The organism is uncultured Merdimonas sp., assembly GCF_963929015.1.
GTDB lineage: Bacteria > Bacillota > Clostridia > Lachnospirales > Lachnospiraceae > Merdimonas.
On record NZ_CAWVHE010000013.1, the window covers coordinates 287,384 to 304,801 of the forward strand.

The 17,418-nt window shown below is 49.1% G+C and carries 20 protein-coding genes; 3 read left to right on the forward strand and 17 right to left on the reverse strand.

Features of this window, described 5'->3' with window-relative positions; all coding sequences use genetic code 11:
• Positions 1-129 precede the first annotated feature (129 nt).
• Both ABGT54_RS08475 and ABGT54_RS08480 read left to right on the forward strand, forming a co-directional pair.
• A complete protein-coding gene (locus ABGT54_RS08475) occupies positions 130-456 on the forward strand; it encodes a PadR family transcriptional regulator (protein ID WP_346663689.1) in 327 nt (108 codons plus the stop codon).
• Positions 457-459: 3 nt separating this feature from the next.
• Positions 460-1,203, forward strand: a complete 744-nt coding sequence (locus tag ABGT54_RS08480; protein WP_346663690.1) for a hypothetical protein — start codon at positions 460-462, stop codon at positions 1,201-1,203.
• Positions 1,204-1,285: 82 nt separating this feature from the next.
• Here the strand turns inward: ABGT54_RS08480 and ABGT54_RS08485 are convergent, their stop codons facing one another.
• The 17 genes from ABGT54_RS08485 to ABGT54_RS08565 form a co-directional block, all read right to left on the reverse strand.
• On the reverse strand, positions 1,286-1,492 hold the full coding sequence (locus ABGT54_RS08485; RefSeq protein WP_346663691.1) for an alpha/beta-type small acid-soluble spore protein: 207 nt from the start codon (positions 1,490-1,492) through the stop codon (positions 1,286-1,288).
• Between the two features lie 71 nt (positions 1,493-1,563).
• Positions 1,564-3,594: an ATP-dependent DNA helicase RecG gene (gene recG, locus ABGT54_RS08490; RefSeq protein ID WP_346663692.1), complete on the reverse strand. Its 2,031-nt coding sequence runs from the start codon at positions 3,592-3,594 to the stop codon at positions 1,564-1,566.
• Positions 3,595-3,786: 192 nt separating this feature from the next.
• Positions 3,787-5,472: a DAK2 domain-containing protein gene (locus ABGT54_RS08495; protein ID WP_346663693.1), complete on the reverse strand. Its 1,686-nt coding sequence runs from the start codon at positions 5,470-5,472 to the stop codon at positions 3,787-3,789.
• Between the two features lie 19 nt (positions 5,473-5,491).
• Positions 5,492-5,851, reverse strand: a complete 360-nt coding sequence (locus tag ABGT54_RS08500) for an Asp23/Gls24 family envelope stress response protein (protein ID WP_346663694.1) — start codon at positions 5,849-5,851, stop codon at positions 5,492-5,494.
• A 140-nt stretch (positions 5,852-5,991) separates the two neighbouring features.
• Positions 5,992-6,180 carry a 50S ribosomal protein L28 gene (gene rpmB, locus ABGT54_RS08505; RefSeq protein ID WP_070089066.1) on the reverse strand — a complete coding sequence of 63 codons (189 nt, stop codon included), beginning with the start codon at positions 6,178-6,180 and terminating at the stop codon, positions 5,992-5,994.
• Between the two features lie 122 nt (positions 6,181-6,302).
• A complete protein-coding gene (locus ABGT54_RS08510; protein WP_346663695.1) occupies positions 6,303-6,440 on the reverse strand; it encodes a hypothetical protein in 138 nt (45 codons plus the stop codon).
• Between the two features lie 27 nt (positions 6,441-6,467).
• The gene (locus tag ABGT54_RS08515; RefSeq protein WP_346663696.1) at positions 6,468-6,857 is read right to left on the reverse strand and encodes a GerW family sporulation protein; all 390 of its coding nucleotides are present in this window, start codon (positions 6,855-6,857) and stop codon (positions 6,468-6,470) included.
• A gap of 17 nt (positions 6,858-6,874) precedes the next feature.
• Positions 6,875-7,879 (reverse strand): DUF2953 domain-containing protein, encoded by a 1,005-nt coding sequence (locus tag ABGT54_RS08520; RefSeq protein ID WP_346663697.1) that lies wholly within the window; start codon positions 7,877-7,879, stop codon positions 6,875-6,877.
• Position 7,880: 1 nt separating this feature from the next.
• A complete protein-coding gene (locus ABGT54_RS08525) occupies positions 7,881-8,204 on the reverse strand; it encodes a hypothetical protein (RefSeq protein ID WP_346663698.1) in 324 nt (107 codons plus the stop codon).
• Positions 8,205-8,229: 25 nt separating this feature from the next.
• On the reverse strand, positions 8,230-9,561 hold the full coding sequence (locus ABGT54_RS08530; protein WP_346663964.1) for a penicillin-binding transpeptidase domain-containing protein: 1,332 nt from the start codon (positions 9,559-9,561) through the stop codon (positions 8,230-8,232).
• Between the two features lie 37 nt (positions 9,562-9,598).
• Positions 9,599-11,071: an FtsW/RodA/SpoVE family cell cycle protein gene (locus ABGT54_RS08535; RefSeq protein ID WP_346663699.1), complete on the reverse strand. Its 1,473-nt coding sequence runs from the start codon at positions 11,069-11,071 to the stop codon at positions 9,599-9,601.
• 8 nt (positions 11,072-11,079) lie between these two features.
• Positions 11,080-13,242, reverse strand: coding sequence for a U32 family peptidase (locus ABGT54_RS08540; RefSeq protein ID WP_346663700.1), 2,163 nt, complete (start codon positions 13,240-13,242; stop codon positions 11,080-11,082).
• A 55-nt stretch (positions 13,243-13,297) separates the two neighbouring features.
• Positions 13,298-13,711 (reverse strand): cell division protein ZapA, encoded by a 414-nt coding sequence (gene zapA / locus ABGT54_RS08545; RefSeq protein WP_346663701.1) that lies wholly within the window; start codon positions 13,709-13,711, stop codon positions 13,298-13,300.
• 65 nt (positions 13,712-13,776) lie between these two features.
• The gene (gene ruvB, locus ABGT54_RS08550; RefSeq protein WP_346663702.1) at positions 13,777-14,784 is read right to left on the reverse strand and encodes a Holliday junction branch migration DNA helicase RuvB; all 1,008 of its coding nucleotides are present in this window, start codon (positions 14,782-14,784) and stop codon (positions 13,777-13,779) included.
• Between the two features lie 14 nt (positions 14,785-14,798).
• On the reverse strand, positions 14,799-15,413 hold the full coding sequence (gene ruvA / locus ABGT54_RS08555) for a Holliday junction branch migration protein RuvA (protein ID WP_346663703.1): 615 nt from the start codon (positions 15,411-15,413) through the stop codon (positions 14,799-14,801).
• Between the two features lie 8 nt (positions 15,414-15,421).
• Positions 15,422-15,913, reverse strand: a complete 492-nt coding sequence (locus ABGT54_RS08560) for a Gx transporter family protein (protein ID WP_346663704.1) — start codon at positions 15,911-15,913, stop codon at positions 15,422-15,424.
• A 12-nt stretch (positions 15,914-15,925) separates the two neighbouring features.
• Positions 15,926-16,297, reverse strand: coding sequence for a NusG domain II-containing protein (locus tag ABGT54_RS08565; RefSeq protein WP_346663705.1), 372 nt, complete (start codon positions 16,295-16,297; stop codon positions 15,926-15,928).
• A gap of 112 nt (positions 16,298-16,409) precedes the next feature.
• Between ABGT54_RS08565 and ABGT54_RS08570 the strand changes: the two genes are divergently transcribed.
• Positions 16,410-17,396 carry an FAD:protein FMN transferase gene (locus ABGT54_RS08570; protein ID WP_346663706.1) on the forward strand — a complete coding sequence of 329 codons (987 nt, stop codon included), beginning with the start codon at positions 16,410-16,412 and terminating at the stop codon, positions 17,394-17,396.
• The last annotated feature ends 22 nt before the right edge of the window (positions 17,397-17,418 follow it).

Sequence of the window (17,418 nt, forward strand, 5' to 3'; positions counted from 1 at the left end):
TTTCCTCATTCTTGACATTTGGCTACCATGTGGTACAATGTAGTCAGGAACTATTATGTACTGCATAGTAGTAACAAAAGATAGAGATGCTTATGCACGGTATACCAGTAAAGAAAGTGAGTGATGCTTATGTACGATAAATCACAATTGATGCGCGGCACGCTGGAGGGCTGCATTTTAAAATTTCTTTCAGAAGAAACCACTTATGGATATGAACTGGTAGAACGGCTGGAACAAAACGGTTTCCGTGATATGAAAGAAGGTACGATATACCCACTTCTCGTGCGACTGGAAAAAAAAGGGATCATTTCTTCCGAATTCCGCCCCTCCCCACTTGGCCCGAACCGGAAATATTACTCTCTCACCCGGGAGGGCTTTGCATATCTGCAGGAATTTACTGAAAACTGGAAACAGGTTGAAATGTCTGTGAACAAAATATTACGATTGGAGGAATGATTTATGACAGCAACAAACTCTCTGGAAACTCTAAAATCACAAAACTATTCCCGACAGTCAGAACTTACGGCAAAAAATCAAAAAATACTAGAAAAAATGTTTCAATATATCCATACATTTTCTCTGGACGAATATCAGATAGAATGTATTCACCAGGATCTGATCGGCATGGCGCAAGAAGCGGAATTGCGGCAGGAGTCATTCTCCGAAATGCTGGGGCAATCCCCTCTTTCCTTCTGCGATGATCTGATCCTTGCCTCCGGGCAGATTTCCATCCCGGCAGGCCGCAGGATGCTGCAAAGCGCCGGATGGTATTACTGCATCGTCGGTGGAATCTTCGCACTTGTCGGCGGAATAAATCTCACAGGCCTGATACTGGGCGCACTGACCGGATCACGTTTTTGGATATTGAAATTCATAAACGGAAATGACAATTTCTTAACAGGTTGCCAGTTTGCCACACTGGCGCTCGGGATCCTGTATCTTGCAGCCGGGGTCTACGCCAGACGATACAGTACCAACAGTGCCAAAGCCGGTTCCCTTATCAGCCTGGGGTTCCTCCTTCTTTTGCTGCAAATCCTCACCCTGCTTTCCAGCCATATTTTACAAACACTGGGCCTCATAACAACCGTCAGTAGTGTGATCCCCTCTGTCAGAATCATTTTTCAGATTTTAGAAATCATAAACTTCGTATTTGTCTTTCTTTATCTGATCGGGGCATGGAAAAATAAGGAAAAACACAGTTAGGTACACCCTGATTTTCAATTTGGGACAGGGCAAAATGCAATTTGGGACGTAGACCTTTGCAAAAGGTCTACGTCCCAAATTGTTATTTCCCGGCCATCTGTTTTTCCTGCTGTTCGATCATCTTCTTTACCATATAACCGCCGACAGAGCCGTTCTGTCTAGAGGTCAGGTCGCCGTTGTAACCTTCACTAAGCGGCACGCCCAGTTCGTTTGCGACCTCGTATTTGAATTTGTCTAATGCGCCTTTTGCTTCAGGCACTGCTGTTCTGTTGGATGAACGATTTGTCATGATTATACTCCTCCTTTTTGTTGCGTTGTAACTTCACTTTCGTTTTGTTACACCCATAGTATATGGAGGAATTAGATTATTACACTGGCAGTTGATTCATATTCTGGAATTTTTTGCAGCCATTCGCTGTTTTCTCTGATCAGCAGATCTGCCGCCTCATTGGCTTTCTGAAGGATTTTTGCATCCTGATATACGTCGCCTAAGCGAAAATCCATAAGTCCGCTCTGGCGGATGCCAAACAGATCTCCCGGTCCGCGAAGTCTTAAATCTTCGCTGGCAATCTTGAACCCGTCGTTGGATTTGTTTAAAATGTCCAGCCGCTCTTTGCTTTCTTTTGCTTTCGATCCGGTCATAAAAATGCAGTAGGACTGATATTTTCCCCGTCCCACCCGCCCCCGGAGCTGATGAAGCTGGGCCAGGCCGAATCGTTCTGCATTTTCGATCATCATAACCGTAGCGTTGGCCACGTCAATGCCTACCTCTATTACGGTGGTGGACACCAGGATCTGGATCTCATTTCTTGCAAACTGCTCCATGATCTCATCTTTCTCAGTCTGCTTCATTTTCCCATGCAGACAGCCCACTACAATACCGCTGCCCATCTCTTCCTGAAGCATGGCCGAGTAATCCAGCACATTTTCCACTTCCAGATGTTCGCTCTCCTCCACCATGGGGCAGATGATGTAGCACTGGCGTCCCTCGCTGATCTGCTTTTTCATAAATTGGTAGGCCGTAGACCGGTAACCGGTATCTACCACGCAATTTTTGATGGGCAGCCGGTTCGCAGGCATCTCATCGATCACGGAAATATCCAGATCTCCATATAAAATAATCGCCAGCGTCCGGGGGATCGGCGTCGCGCTCATAACAAGCACATGAGGCTCCCCTCCCTTTTTCGCAAATGTTTCCCGCTGCCGCACCCCAAAGCGGTGCTGCTCATCCGTCACCACCAGAGCCAGATTGTCATAATCCACGGCTCCCTGGATCAGGGCATGGGTTCCCACAATAATCTTTGCATACCCGCATGCAATCCGGTCATATGCCCGCCGCTTTTCTTTTGCAGTCATAGATCCGGTAAGAAGCTCCGCTTTCACCGGGATCTGATGTTCTGTAAGAAGCCTGGTGATATTGGCAAAATGCTGTCTTGCCAACACCTCTGTGGGCGCCATAATAGCCCCCTGCATACCGGCAAGCGCCACGGTGATCAGCGCCAGGACCGCCACGATCGTCTTGCCGGATCCCACATCTCCCTGAACCAGCCTTGACATCACTGTATCAGACGCCATATCAGCAGAAATCTCCTGCCATACTCGCTTCTGGGCGCCGGTCAGAGCAAACGGAAGCTCCCGGATCAGCGCTTCCGCCCTGGGATCTGCCGGCACCACATAAGCATTGGCCGCTCGCTCATTTTTGTCTCTGAGCCTGCGAAGCGCAAGGATAAATTGCAGGAATTCCTCAAAAACCAGTCGTTCTCTTGCCTGATAAAACACCTGCTTATCTTCCGGAAAATGGATGCCGCGCAGAGCGAAATTATACTCTGCCAGTCCGTATTTCAAACGGATCTCTTCCGGCAGCGTCTCCTTTGACAACCGCAATTCCGAAAGCGCCTGCTCCACCGCCTTTGCCACCGCTTTATTGGACAGTCCAGAGGTCAGCGCATATACCGGCTGCAGGCTGTCCTTCTTTTCCTCATATTTTTCAGCGGGATAAAAAATCTCCGGATGTTCCATGGTCAGTACCTGTCTTCGGCTCACCACCCGGCCCCGCAGTGTTACAGTCCCGCCTTTTGCAAAGGTATTCCGAAGAAACGGCATCCGGAACCAGACTACCTTTAAGGTTCCGGTCAGATCTTTCACAGACAGAGTGGTCACCTGCAGCTTCCGGCTGCCGGATACCTGCACTCTGCCATAAATGATCCCCGTCACCGTCTGTATTTTCCCTTCTTCCAGATTTGCAATAGGCACCGGATCCTCATACACGTCATATCCTCTGGGATAATAATGGATCAGATCCCCCACCGTATAGATCCCAAGCTTCCCGAAGAGGCTTGCAGTTTTCTCGCCGATCCCTTTTAATTCACTGATTTTTGACTTCTCGATCATACTTTTTTTACCATCCCTGCCATCTTCCCTTTTGTCCCCGTACGGATGCCGGATCCTAGTTTCTGTAAAAAGGGGCGGATCAACTCCGCCCCTTTCTCTTACGCCCCTTAAGGGCAGTATCAATTCTCTGCACAGACACAAATTGTCTTTCTGCCCGCACTGTCGCGTCTTACGCGCCAGGATTCATAACATTTATTCTACAGCCATTACATAATAGTAGATGGGCTGTCCGCCAAAATGCGCGTCTACATCCACATCCGGATACAGCGCTTCCACCTCAGCGGTAAACTTCTGTGCGTCCTCCTCGGATACTTCCTCGCCATAATACAGGCTGATCAGCTCCGAATCTTCGTCCACCAGAAGCGCCAGCATCTCCTTTGCCGTCTCCTCTACTTCTGTACCTACAGCCAGGATGCCCTTGTCGCCGATTCCCATGATGTCTCCCTCATGGATTTCCTTATCATCCACATGGGTGTCACGGACCGCATATGTCACCTGGCCGGTCTTTACATTCTGGATCGCCTCCAGCATCATCTCTTCGTTGGCTCCGGCATCTGCGTCCGGCTCGAAACTAATGATGGCTGTGATTCCCTGCGGAACGGTCTTTGTGGGGATCACAACGATCTCCTTATCTTTTACCAGCGCTTTTGCCTGATTTGCCGCCAGCACGATATTTTTATTATTCGGCAGGATAAATATAGTATCCGCATTCACCTGGTCAATGGCATTCAGCATGTCCTCGGTGCTGGGGTTCATAGTCTGTCCGCCTTCGATGATATAATCTGCTCCCAGCTCCCGGAAAATGTCGTTTAATCCTTCTCCGATGGAAACTGCAATAAATCCCATGGCTTTTCTTGGCTCAGCTGCCTTCTTTGCTTTCTCTTTTTCAGCGTCCTCCTCAGCCTGCCGGGCCGCCATCTTTTCCGCATCCCGGATCAGTTTTTCCTGATGCTCTTCCCGCATATTGTCAATCTTCATCCGGGAAAGCTGTCCGAAAGTCAGCGCTTTCTGGATCGCCAGCCCCGGATCATTGGTGTGCACATGCACCTTTACCACGTCGTCGTCCGCCACGCAGACAATAGAATCACCGATGGAAGAAAGGTATTCTTTAAATCCATGCTCATCCTCATCGGTAAATTCCTTCTCTGTGAGAATGATGAACTCGGTACAGTATCCAAATTTGATATCTGCAGTTTCCTGCATGTTGATCTTTGTCACTGCGCTTCCGGCTGCCGGCGCGATCGACTTCAGATCGATCTCTTTTCCCTGGAACGCCGCATAAGCGCCTTTGATCACTTCGATCAGTCCCTGTCCGCCGGAGTCCACCACGCCAGCTTCCTTCAGTACCGGAAGCATCTCCGGTGTTTTCTCCAGCACTTCCTCTGCATAGGCAAGGACTTCCGGGATAAACACCTCCAGATCATCGGTCTCCTCTGCCATCCGGGCTGCCTTCTCAGCAATACCGCTGGCAACGGTAAGGATCGTTCCTTCCTTCGGTTTCATAACCGCCTTGTAGGCAGTATCTCTTGCCCTCTGACAGGCAGCGGCAAGGATCAGGACATCTATCTCTTTCTCCTCCCGGATCGCCTTGGTAAATCCCCGCAGGAGCTGGGATAAGATCACGCCTGAGTTTCCTCTTGCGCCCCGGAGGGAGCCGGAAGAAATGGCTTTTGCAAGATCCTTCATATTACGGTCGGGAAGCGCCATCACTTCTTTTGCCGCAGACATTATTGTAAGAGACATATTGGTACCGGTATCCCCGTCCGGAACAGGAAATACATTTAACTCATTGATGGTCTCTTTATTTGCTTCAATATTCTGGGCGCCTGCCAGAAACATTCTGGCAAGCATATCCGCATTTATAGTTTTCGTAGCCACTTCTGATGTTCCTCCTTAACTAATCAATGACTCTGACGCCTTCAATGTAGATATTGATCTTATCCACCGGCATTCCGGAAAATTCTTCTACACGGTATTTTACATTGCTGATCAGATTGTCTGTCACTGCCGAGATGCTCACACCATAGGCAACGATAATATGGAAGTCGATGGTAATGTGATTCTCTTCTGACATCGACACATGGATCCCTTTTGTCAGGCTCTCCTTCCGAAGAAGATGGACCAGACCGTCCTTCATATTTACTGCGGCCATTCCCACGATCCCAAAACATTCCACAGCAACTGTTCCTGCATACTTTGCGATCACTTCCTGGTCAATTGTTATAATACCCAAATCCGTACTCATGCATCCTTTCATATTTAAACCTCCGTTTTCACATATAAAAACACAAAACATAATTGCAATTATTATACTATTTTTCCCTGTGTTTTACAAGAAGGATTGCGTCAAAAAAATCCAGGCTCCCCGAACAGAACCTGGATTTTTATTCCGTTAAACTAAGCACGCTCTACTTTTCCGGACTTCAGGCAAGAAGTACATACATACATCTTCTTTGTACCGCCGTTCTCCGTTTTTACACGAACTGATTTTACGTTTGATTTCCACATCTTTGGTGTTTTTCTATGAGAGTGGCTGACATTGTTTCCAAAGTGAGCACCCTTTTCACAAATAGCGCATTTTGCCATGACTGCACCTCCTAACGCTCCCTATTCATCTGTTCTCCAGATTCACAACAATAGTATTCTAACAGATATATTCTTCAAAAGCAAGTACTATTTTTCCAAATTTCATCGGATTTTCTCTGATTTCAGCAAAAAAACAAATTATACCCTGCAAGGATACACAGCAGGACACAAAGCACTTCCACGAAAGTATTCGGCAGAAACAATGCAAGTATGATCCCCACAGCCACCCAGAACAGTGCAAAACCAGTCACACGCTTCACGCATATGCCTCCTGCCCTTTTCTAATACTATATGTCGGCTTCGTCCAGAATATCCCTCACATCGTCTTCTGTCATTTTATCATCTTTGTCCGCGGTAAATTTGTCGATCACATCCGGCACCATATCAAGGATCTTTGTGATCGTATCCTGATTCTTGATATTTACAAGCTTCGTGTGTCCGTTCTGGATCACCAGCACCGCGCAGGGCGTCATCTTTCCACCGATCCCGCCGGCGCCCCGCTCTTTTTTCTCTGCATTGAAAGCGCCTGCTCCCACTGCAAAGGACACATCCAGCAGCGGAAGGATAATGGTATCCCCGATATGGATCGCTTCTCCCACTACTGTTTTGGAGGAAACCACGCCGTCCATCCCGTGAAACAAAGCTTCCACCGTTCCTTTAAAATTGTTGTCTGCCATTTTCCAATCCTCCTCTATCACTCAAAACTTCGGATATGACGATAGGTCGTCCGCACCTCTTTGCACCAGATCAGTTTCCAGGCCAGGATCACCACATGCAGCGCCCTAAGCTTTCCTCTGACATACAGATCGCCCTTAAGGATCCTCTGCTCAAAATCCGGACACACCGTCACCGCCCCGCCGATCCAGGGATAGATCAGTGCAAATCCGGCCAGGACCTGTCCGGTATGATACGGATCCTCAAATCCATAGCAAATAGTTCCCCTGATCTTATCCGGGCGGATCCTGGACAGAAAACGAAGTCCTTCTTTTCTGACTTTTCCAAACGCCCGCCTGTGCACTTCATCTGTAAGAAAATCTGTGATTTTCTGTTTCTTGTCTGACAATGTCTTTATTTTATCACAGAAATGACGAAATGTATATTTGATCTTTTGGAAAAACGCCCGGATCCGTCCGGCTATCTTCTCAGCCTGGGATGCCGTTTCCTTAGCTTCTTCCATGTCTTTTTCAGATTTTTCCACATTTTCTTCAATCTGCGGATCTGTTTTCTTTTTTTCCTCCAGTCCAGTCTCTTCCTTCGCTTCATCTGTGATCACCTCTCCTCTCTCTTCTTCCTTTTTCTCTTCTTCCTTTTTCTCTTCTCTTTTTTCTTCTTTCTTTTTTTCCTCTTTTTCTTCCTTTTCTTCTTTTTCTTCCGGTTTTATTTCCACTGTCTCTTCTGCGGATCCTTCCTTTGGTCCGGCAGGTTCTTCCGGCTCCTCTGACCCTGTTTTCTTCCACGCGATCCGAAGCCTCCAGACAAGATCCTGCTCCTGATATTCCGCCGAGAATGCCGCCAGATGAAACAGCCAGCTGGCTTTTATTTTGCCGGATATCCCGGAAATACTCCCGTCCGACTCTGCACTTCCCTCATAACGGACCGGCGCAAGCAGTATGATACCGGTCAGTAATACCAGTATCCCCAGGATAACTCCGATTATGATTCCGATGATCTTTAATAGCAACAATAAAATATGCAGCATCCTACTCTTCCTGCTCTTTTCTTAATATGTAGGAACGTATATCTGCTCCCTCTGTCTCATTATACACTTCCTTTGCTATTTCTTCCACTAATTCCAGCGCTTCTTCATAACCTTTTGCGATTCCCACCACAAACAGATCCCGATCCGGATACGAAGGCTGCAAAAGAAGCGCCGAGTTAAGGATCTCCAGCTGATTCTTGTCGTTCTCCGGAAGAAGGATGAGATACACAGGAATCTGAAACTTCTTTTTTTCCAGTCTGTCTATGATTTTCTTTTTCTTCTTTTCCCATCGCTCCGGGAGATAAAGATATCTGTAATAACGCATAGCTACCGCTCCTTTACGGCCGATTTTAGTAATAGTAAGCGTCAAATACCCGGCCTGCCACATCCACCGCTCTCGCGGATCCGTCCGAACTTTCAATGATCACGCTGATCACCAGTTCCGGATTGTCTACATTGGTCATGCCTACAAACCAGGAATGATCCTTTTCCTTGTCAGAACTGTACTCTGCTGTTCCGGTCTTTCCGGCTGCCGTGTAGGACCGGCCGCTAAGAGCTGTTGCCGTTCCATAGTCCACCACGCTCTTCATGTAATCTTTTAGCGCCGCTGCCTCCCCGGACGTCATCAGCCGTTTGTACTGCTCTGGCATATTTTTCTCAATCTCTGTCCCTGCATAATTTGTCACCGCATCCACCAGATAAGGCTCCATCAGGATCCCTCCATTGGCAATCGCGCTGGTGATCAGCGCCATATGGTAGGGGCTTACCTGTGTTTTCCCCTGTCCCATCGCTGTCATCATGCAATCCGCCTCAGTCCCTGCGCGGTCCAGTGTAAAGCTGCTTTTGCTATAGGGAAGCTGGGAAGGAAGGCTGGTGTTAAACAGCAGCTCCTTTGCCGTATCGCGGAATTCCCCGATGTCCAGAGAAAGTCCGATGTTGCAAAAGGAAGTATTACAGGAATAGGCAAGACTGTCCCGGAAATCCACAGTTCCATGCACATGCCCGTTGTAACACCGGATCACCGTATCTCCCTGCTGAATGGCTCCGTTGCAGGTATAGCTGTAGCTGTCATAAGCGGCGTTCTCTCGCATAAACTCCAGAGCTGTCACCAGCTTGAAAGTAGACCCCGGCGCATACTGCCCTAAAGTGGCCCGGTTCAAAAGCGCGCTGTCCGGATCTGAATTCAGCGTCTCCCAGTTCAGGCTTACCCCGGCCGGGTCAAAGTCCGGCTTGGACACCATCGCCAGGATCTTTCCGGTACCCGGTTCCATCACAACCACCGCGCCCTTATAATTTCCAAGAGCGTCCGAAGCCGCCTGCTGAAGATCCGCATCCAGAGTTGTCACCACCGTGTCTCCGATATTTTTCTGATCCTGAAACTCATTTCTAAGCTTTTCCAGGAAAAAAGCATTGGACGTCAGAAGCTCAAAATTCATCTCCGACTCCAGTCCGGATTTCCCCTGTGAGCTGTAGCCGACCACATGGGCAAACACATTGCCATAAGGATATTCCCGTGTCTCTGTTCCATCCGGCTGTACTTCCGAGTGGGCAAGCACATTGCCGTCCCTGTCCAGGATATCTCCCCGCACTACCCGGTCCGCATAGGAATCCTGTCTGGCATTGTAAGGGCTCCTTATAATATCCCGGCTTTCTCTTACCTGAAAATATACAATATATCCCATCATAACCAGAAACAAAGTCACGAAAAAATATGTTACCCTAGCGAATTCTTTGTTCCTTGCCCGCTTTTCTTTTGATTTCTTTTTGTCTGCTATGTTGGCTGCTTTTCGCTCTTTCCGGGACATCTGCTGCTTTTCTGACTTTCTTTGAAGCTTCCTGTCCGCTTCCAGCTGCTCGTAGCTTTTCCTTTTTCTTTCTTTCAATCGTTTCTTCCTCGTCCTCTCTTAAAATATAAAGTCCCTGTATGACCGCAAACATGATCAGTGTGCTAAGAAGAGAGCTGCCTCCGTAGCTTACCAGCGGAAGCGTTACTCCGGTGGAGGGTATAAATTTGGTTACACCGCCAATGGTAAGGAACACCTGGAAAATGTAACAGGTCCCAAGCCCCAGCGCCACCATCTTATAGAACATACTGTGAAGCTGCATGGCGATATTCAAAAACATCACATAACAGCTGACACAGACCAGGATCATACACAACGCAAAGATGATCCCCAGCTCCTCGGCAATCGCAGAAAAAATAAAATCCTCCGCGGCCACCGGAATGGTGTCTGGTTCTCCCTGAAAAAGACCCATTCCAAACCAGCCGCCGGTGCCTATGGCAAAGAGGGACTGTGCTACCTGATATCCGCCGTTGTCATAAGCGGCGAACGGATCTTTCCATACCACCACACGGGTCCTTACATGTCCGAACAGATAATAAGCTGCCACCGAAGCCACTGCACCGGCGCCCAGGCCGGCAACCACATAAAGAGGCTGTCTGGTGGCCACATACAGCATCGCCAGATATACGATGAATATGATCAGCGCAGCTCCCAGATCTCTGGACACGACCAGGATCAGCACATGAAACGCAGCCACTGCGGTTGTGATCACTACATTGCGAAATTCCAGCGACTTCTTAAAACTGGCAGCCACAAAAAACACAAATATGATCTTTACAAGCTCGGAAGGCTGGATGCTGATCCCGCCAACAGTAAATCCCAGCATGGCGCCGTTGGATACCTGCCCCACCACCAGAACGATCGCCAGTGAAAAGAGGCCGGCAGCCCCGTAAAAAGCCCGCCACTCCGACAGAAGCCGGAATTTGCGGATGATCACCGGCACCACCAGACTTAGAGCAATGGCTCCCGCCGCGATCACATACTGCTTTACTGCTTTCTCATAATCCAGACGGGTCAGCATGATCATGCCGATGCAAAGAAGCATACACATATTGTTTACAACCAGCCGGGATACCCGCGGATAAATATTCGTATATAACAATATAGTAGCTCCAAAAAGTACCACTTGCATAAGATAGAATGCCAGCATCCGGAGATCCTCCGTCTGGAGAAACATCACCATAAACGCCACCAGATGAATGGCAAACATCAGCACATTCTGCTTGCGAAGCAGTCTTTTTTTTCTGTCTGGATCTGAAAATCCGAAAATGCTGAAGCACAGATAGGTATATACTGTCATCAGCAGGATCATCAGATATTTTGATATTTCTACTATGATATTGACCAATCTTTCACCTACTTTACTCCCCTTTTAAAATGTCCTCTGGTAAATTCTGTTCCGGGCGTTTTTACCGCTTTCCCCCTCAGAAACGCATCCCTGCAGCTCCTCAGGACAGCCTCCATCTCCCGGGGCTGCTCCTGGGAAAAGTTCATCCGGATCTCGCCCGGAGACAGCTCTTTTACCTGCTCTGCCAGATCTGCCAGAAATAACGGTGCAGAATTATATATGATATTATAACAATATTCACAGCAATTTTTTACCGCAAATTTTTTCCGGTACCTGTCCTGAATCCAGGAATAGCCGGTTTTCTTACAACATCCTTTGGCTGTTTTCCGAATACAGTTTGCAGTTACCATAACCGGCTGATATCCGTATACCGTGATCGCCTGCCCCCGGATCCCCAGTCTGGCAAGCTCTCTCTGATTGAGTTCTGCAGGCGCAGTTACCGTCCAAAGCCCTGCCTCCTTCAAAAGCTTACGACTCTTATGATTCCACACATATAGATTATAATCTCCCAGGATCGGTTTTGTATAGCCCTGGTTCCTAAGCCACTCCAGACTTTCCAGATTCCGGATCAGTACGCCGTCAAACGCATCCAGAATCCCGGCGCAGCTTTTTTCAAATGTTTTCTTGATCTCTTCCCGGAAAATATAGGGCATAGCCAGAAAATATTCCCGGTTCGGATCCCTGTCTTTCCATAACTTCCTCATTTCGGGCTCCGCTGCCAGGAGACTGTCTACATAGATCCTGGAGACATCCGGACAGGCGCAGGCCGTCCGAAACTGACCGGCAGATTCCACCGCTGCAGCAAGAAGCGGTCTTACGGTATCCTCCCCTTCCCGTTCAGCAGTCTGCTCCCATTTGCCGGTCTGTACCGGAAACGGTGCAGGATTTCCTGCGGATTGCGGCAGGCTGCGTCTGTAGTCCCGCAGGATCTCTTCTTTCAACCGTTCCAGTCCATTTCTCCGCAATTCGTTGAGCGCCTGCATCGGAAGAAAAAGTTCGCCCTCTGTCAGAACTTCCATCTGATCCATCTGAAATTCCGATCCGCCGGTCTTACGCATCTGAGTTTCGATCCGCGCTGCGTCCAGAGGCTGCTTCTTTGCCGGTTCCGGCACAGGTCCTTCGCAGGAAATGCGGACCTTTCCCCTCTCCAGAATCAGTGTAGCAGGTTTTTCCGGAGAAAATATGAATTTCCCATTAATTTTTTCTTGCTTTTTTAATTCCGGAAGGCTGCCTGCCCCTTCTTCTCTTATTTCCGGCGGCCGTTTCAGAGAAATCATCTGCTTTCCATTGTGCTGCCGGTAATATCCTTCTGTATAGCCCCTTCGCTGATATGCTCCGTAAAGGCTCTCCCGGTCTTCCTCTGTCACCTGACAAACGCCGCCTTCCAGGTACAGGCTGGAGTATCGCCGGTAGATTTCCACTGTCTGCCAGACATACTCCGGCTTTTTCATCCTTCCTTCTATTTTAAAGGAATCGATTCCCGCTTCCAGAAGTTCCGGAAGCATATCAATGGTACACAGATCTTTCAGGCTCATAAGATCTTCCGGTTGTCCCGCGCCAGCGCGGTAGGGCAGACGGCAGGGCTGGGCGCATTGTCCCCGGTTGCCGCTCCTTCCGCCGATCATGCTGCTTAAGAGACACTGTCCGGAATAGCAATAACAGAGCGCGCCATGGACAAAACACTCTACCTCAAGCCCGGTCTGCGTTTTGATATCCCGGATCTCCCTAAGAGACAGTTCTCTTGCCGGCACCACCCGCACATATCCCTGCTGTTCCAGAAATGTTGCGCCTTCCACTCCGGTTATGGTCATCTGCGTGCTGGCATGAAGCTCAAGTCCCGGAAACTCTTCCCGGATCAGGCTGCCTGCCCCCAGATCCTGCACGATCACCCCGTCCAGCCCCTGCCGGTAATAGGGCATCAGAAACTCCCGGAAGCTTTCCAGTTCCGATTCCTTCACCAGAGTATTCACAGTCAGATACATCTTCCGTCCGTGGAGATGCACATAATCCAGAGCGTCCAGAAGTTCCTTTTCCTGAAAATTATCCGCGTAAGCTCTGGCGCCAAATCTGCTGCCGCCTGCATAGACTGCGTCCGCGCCGGCACAGACTGCCGCCTTCAGACATTCAAACGACCCTGCCGGGGCCAGGATTTCCACATCGCGTTTTCTCATATCCTCTCCTTGTATCTCCCTAAGCGCTTCATAAAAAAGGCTGTCCAAAGACAGCCTATTTTTTACGGTTATTCTTGATCTCTGTTTCCAGCTGGACAATTTTCATCTGCAGGTCTTTGTTTTCTTCTTTTAACTTGTCCATCGCCTTTTCTGCATTTTCCAGCTTGATCTGTACGGATATCAGCTCGTGCTTCAGGTCGTACATCTCTTTATCCTTCGTCTCGATATCGCTCTCCAGGGTGCCTCCCTGCTTCTTTGCCTTGAAGTAGTCGTCGGCGATATTCAGTGCAAGCAGGATGCTTCGGGTCTCCGCGCTCTGCTTACGGTATCCTTCGCTGCTGGTACATTCTTCGATTTTATGATTGAGGTAAGTAGACACCTTCTGCAGATACTCTTCGCTTTCAAATCCGCTAAGCGTAAATACCTTCCCCCCGATCAGTACTTCCGTGTAGTTTTTTGATGATGCCATGAATAGCCTCCTCGAACTTTCGTAATCTTGTTACCTATTATAAACTAAAGTTTCACAAAAACCAACTATTTTTCTTCTTTTTCCCGTGAAATTCCAAGATGACTCCACGCGTGCTCTGTAACCACCCGTCCTCTGGGGGTCCGCTGAATGAATCCGTTCTTCAGAAGATAGGGTTCCAGAACATCCTCGATGGTGCCTGCGTCCTCCCCCAGGGCGGCCGCCAGCGTGTCAAGTCCCACCGGCCCTCCGTCAAACCTCTCGATCATGGCAAGAAGAAGTTCCCGGTCTGTCTGATCCAGTCCTTCTTTATCTACATCCAGAAGATCCAGCGCATAGTCGGCCACTTCCCGGGTGATATAGCCGTCAAACTTCACCTGCGCGAAGTCTCTTACCCGCTTCAGAAGACGGTTTGCAAGCCTTGGCGTTCCTCTGGATCGTTTTGCCAGGCTGACTGCTCCGCTGTCATCAATCCCGACGTCCAGCACTTCTGCCGACCTTAGGATAATAGTCTTCAGTTCGGCCACTGTATAATACTCCATCCGGTTTACCACCCCAAACCGGTCCCGCAAAGGGGCGGTCAGCATCCCGGCCCTGGTGGTAGCTCCCACCAGCGTAAATTTCGGCAGTTCCAGCCGGATCGAGCGGGCGCCTGCCCCCTTCCCGATCATAATATCAATGGCATAGTCTTCCATCGCCGGATAAAGCACTTCCTCCACCTGCCGGTTCAGCCTGTGGATCTCATCTACAAAGAGCACGTCCCCTTCCTGAAGATTATTAAGGATTGCCGCCATCTCCCCGGGCTTTTCAATCGCCGGTCCGGAAGTGATCTTCATGTTGACGTTCATCTCATTGGCAATGATCCCGGCAAGCGTGGTCTTTCCAAGTCCCGGCGGTCCATAGAACAGCACATGATCCAGCACTTCGCTTCGCGCTTTTGCGGCTTCAATATAGATTTTCAGAGTTTCTTTTATCTTTTCCTGCCCTACATAATCCTCCAAAAGCTGAGGCCGCAGGTGGTTTTCGATCTTGAGATCTTCTTCCAGATTTTCTGTCGTTATGATTCTTCTGTTCATACCCGCTCCTTATGTTAAAACACCATATATTTCAGCGCCTGCTTTAAGACTTCTTCTGCTTCCATGCCGTCCCGCCACTCTACCTGCCGGACCGCTTTGAGCGCTTCCGTACTTCCATAGCCAAGAGCTGTGAGGGCCTGCACTGCGTCGTTCCTTACTTCACTCATGCCTGCATGTTCCCCGGAAGGCATCTCTTCCATCTGCACGGCATGCTCCAGGGCGTCCTCCAGATGCAGCTTGTCCTTTAACTCCAGGATCAGCTTTTCCGCCGTCTTTTTTCCGATCCCCGGCGCCGCTGCTATGGCTTTTGCATCCCCTGCCATCACGGCAAAGCGCAGATCGTCCGGTGAAAGCGCAGAAAGGATCCCAAGCCCTCCTTTGGGTCCGATCCCGCTGACGCCGATCAGCAGCCGAAACACCTGAAGCGCATCCCTGGTCAGAAATCCATAGAGCTTCATTGCATCCTCTTTTACACTGAAATATGTATGGATCTTTACCTCATTTCCGACCCCCGGAAGTCTCCCCATATCCTGACCGGACATAAAGATCCCGTATCCTACGCCTCCTACGTCAACAATCACCTTATCTTCCTCAAAATCCGCAAGGGTACCCCTGATATATGAAATCATAACGCCTCCTAAAAATGAATATTCCCCAGTCTTTTCAGTACTTCCGCAGAAACGGCTCCGATCAGGAATCCCGTGATCAGGCCTGCGATCAGAAGCACCGGCAGATAATACATAACGCTGTATGTCTCTACCACCAGCATGGCCACCGCAAGCTGGCCGATATTGTGAAAAACTCCCCCGGCCACACTGACGCCCATCACACTAAAGCCCCCCTGTTTTTTCAGAAGGGCCATTACCGACAGGCTCAAAAGACCTCCGGCAAGACTATACAGAATGCTGAAATAATTCCCGAACAGAAAACCGGATACCAGTACCCGCACCACGGACAGAAGATACGTCTCTTTCAGCTCCATTTTGTAGAGCGCCGTCACGATGATGAGATTGGCAACTCCCAGTTTCACACCGGGAATCCCGAACTGAAAAGGGATCAGCGATTCGATGTAACTGAATATCAGCGCCAGCGCGGTAAACACGCCGAAAAACGCCACCTTACTTTTCAAGCTTCTTCCTCCCTAATTCGTCACTGCGTCCAGTTCGCTGCTCTCAGCGCTTTCCACCTGGACAACCACCTTGTTTGGAAGGCAGATAATGCTTTCTCCCCTAAGGGAAACCGCTCTCTGGTTGACGCACAGCTGATCCGGGCAGTCCGCCTGTATCATATCTGCTTCTCCGTTTTTGATCTGCAGGACATTGGTGCCCCCGTTGATCTCTATCTCCTGATCTTCTGCAAGGCTGTAGGTTCCTTTCAGTTCTCCGTCCACCTTTACGATAACCCTTCCGGCTCCTCCGCCTCCGATGACCAGATGCGCCGCGGCAGCCAGAGCCGCCACGCAGGCAATGATGACGATCAGCATTTTATCTTTTTTCTGCAAATTAATTTTCATGATCCCTTACCCCATTTTTTCCTAGCCCCTATTTTAACACAACAAATCTTTGCCATCAACTATCTGTCATGCTATAATAGCAATGATTAAAATAGAAATATGAGGTGTAACTATGAGATATCAAAGAATAACGGCTCTTTTTGCCGCCTGCGCCATCACCCTTTGCAGCTGTTTAGGCTGCTCTTCCAAAAGGGACCAGGTTTATACAGACACCCTGTTTGACACAGTGGTCAATATCCGGATCTACGATGCCGCAGACGAATCTGTCCTGAAGGGCTGCGAGGATCTCTGTAAAAAATATGACGCCATGTTCTCAAAGACTTCCGAAAGCAGCGAGATCGCAAAAATCAATCAGGCAGGGGGCGCCCCAGTAGAAGTCTCAGACGAGACGATCAAACTGATCGAAAAAGGAATCTACTACAGTGAAATGTCTGGCGGCGCCTTTGACATCACCATCGGCTCTGTTTCAGATCTTTGGGACTTTAAAGCTGAAACCCCGGCTGTTCCCGATGCTGCGGCAATCGCCAGCGCCGTCAGCCATGTGAATTATAAAAACATCCAGATCCGGGACAACACCGTCCGCCTTTTGGATCCCTACGCAAAGATTGATGTAGGCGCGATCGCCAAAGGCTATATCGCGGACAGAGTCCGGGACTATCTGGAAGAAGAAGGCGTCCGAAGCGCCATGATCGACCTGGGCGGGAACATCATCGCCATGGGGACGAAGCCGGACGGTTCCGACTACAACATCGGCATCCAGAAGCCTTTTGATGAAAGCGGCACTCCCATTACTTCAGTAAAAGTTTCCGACAAGTCCATCGTGACTTCCGGGATCTACCAGCGGTATTTTGAACAGAACGACAAAATCTATCATCACATTCTGGATCCAGCCACCGGATCCCCCTGCGAAAACAATCTTTACAGCGTCACCATTATCACCGACTCTTCGCTGACTGCAGACGCTCTTAGCACTACCTGTTTTCTGCTGGGATATGAAAAAGGAATGAATCTCATCAACCAGCTGGACAATGTGGACGCTGTGTTTATCACCAACGACAATAAATTGCATTATTCCAAAAATTTTCAACACAAACAATAAATCTGTGTTATAATAAAAAACA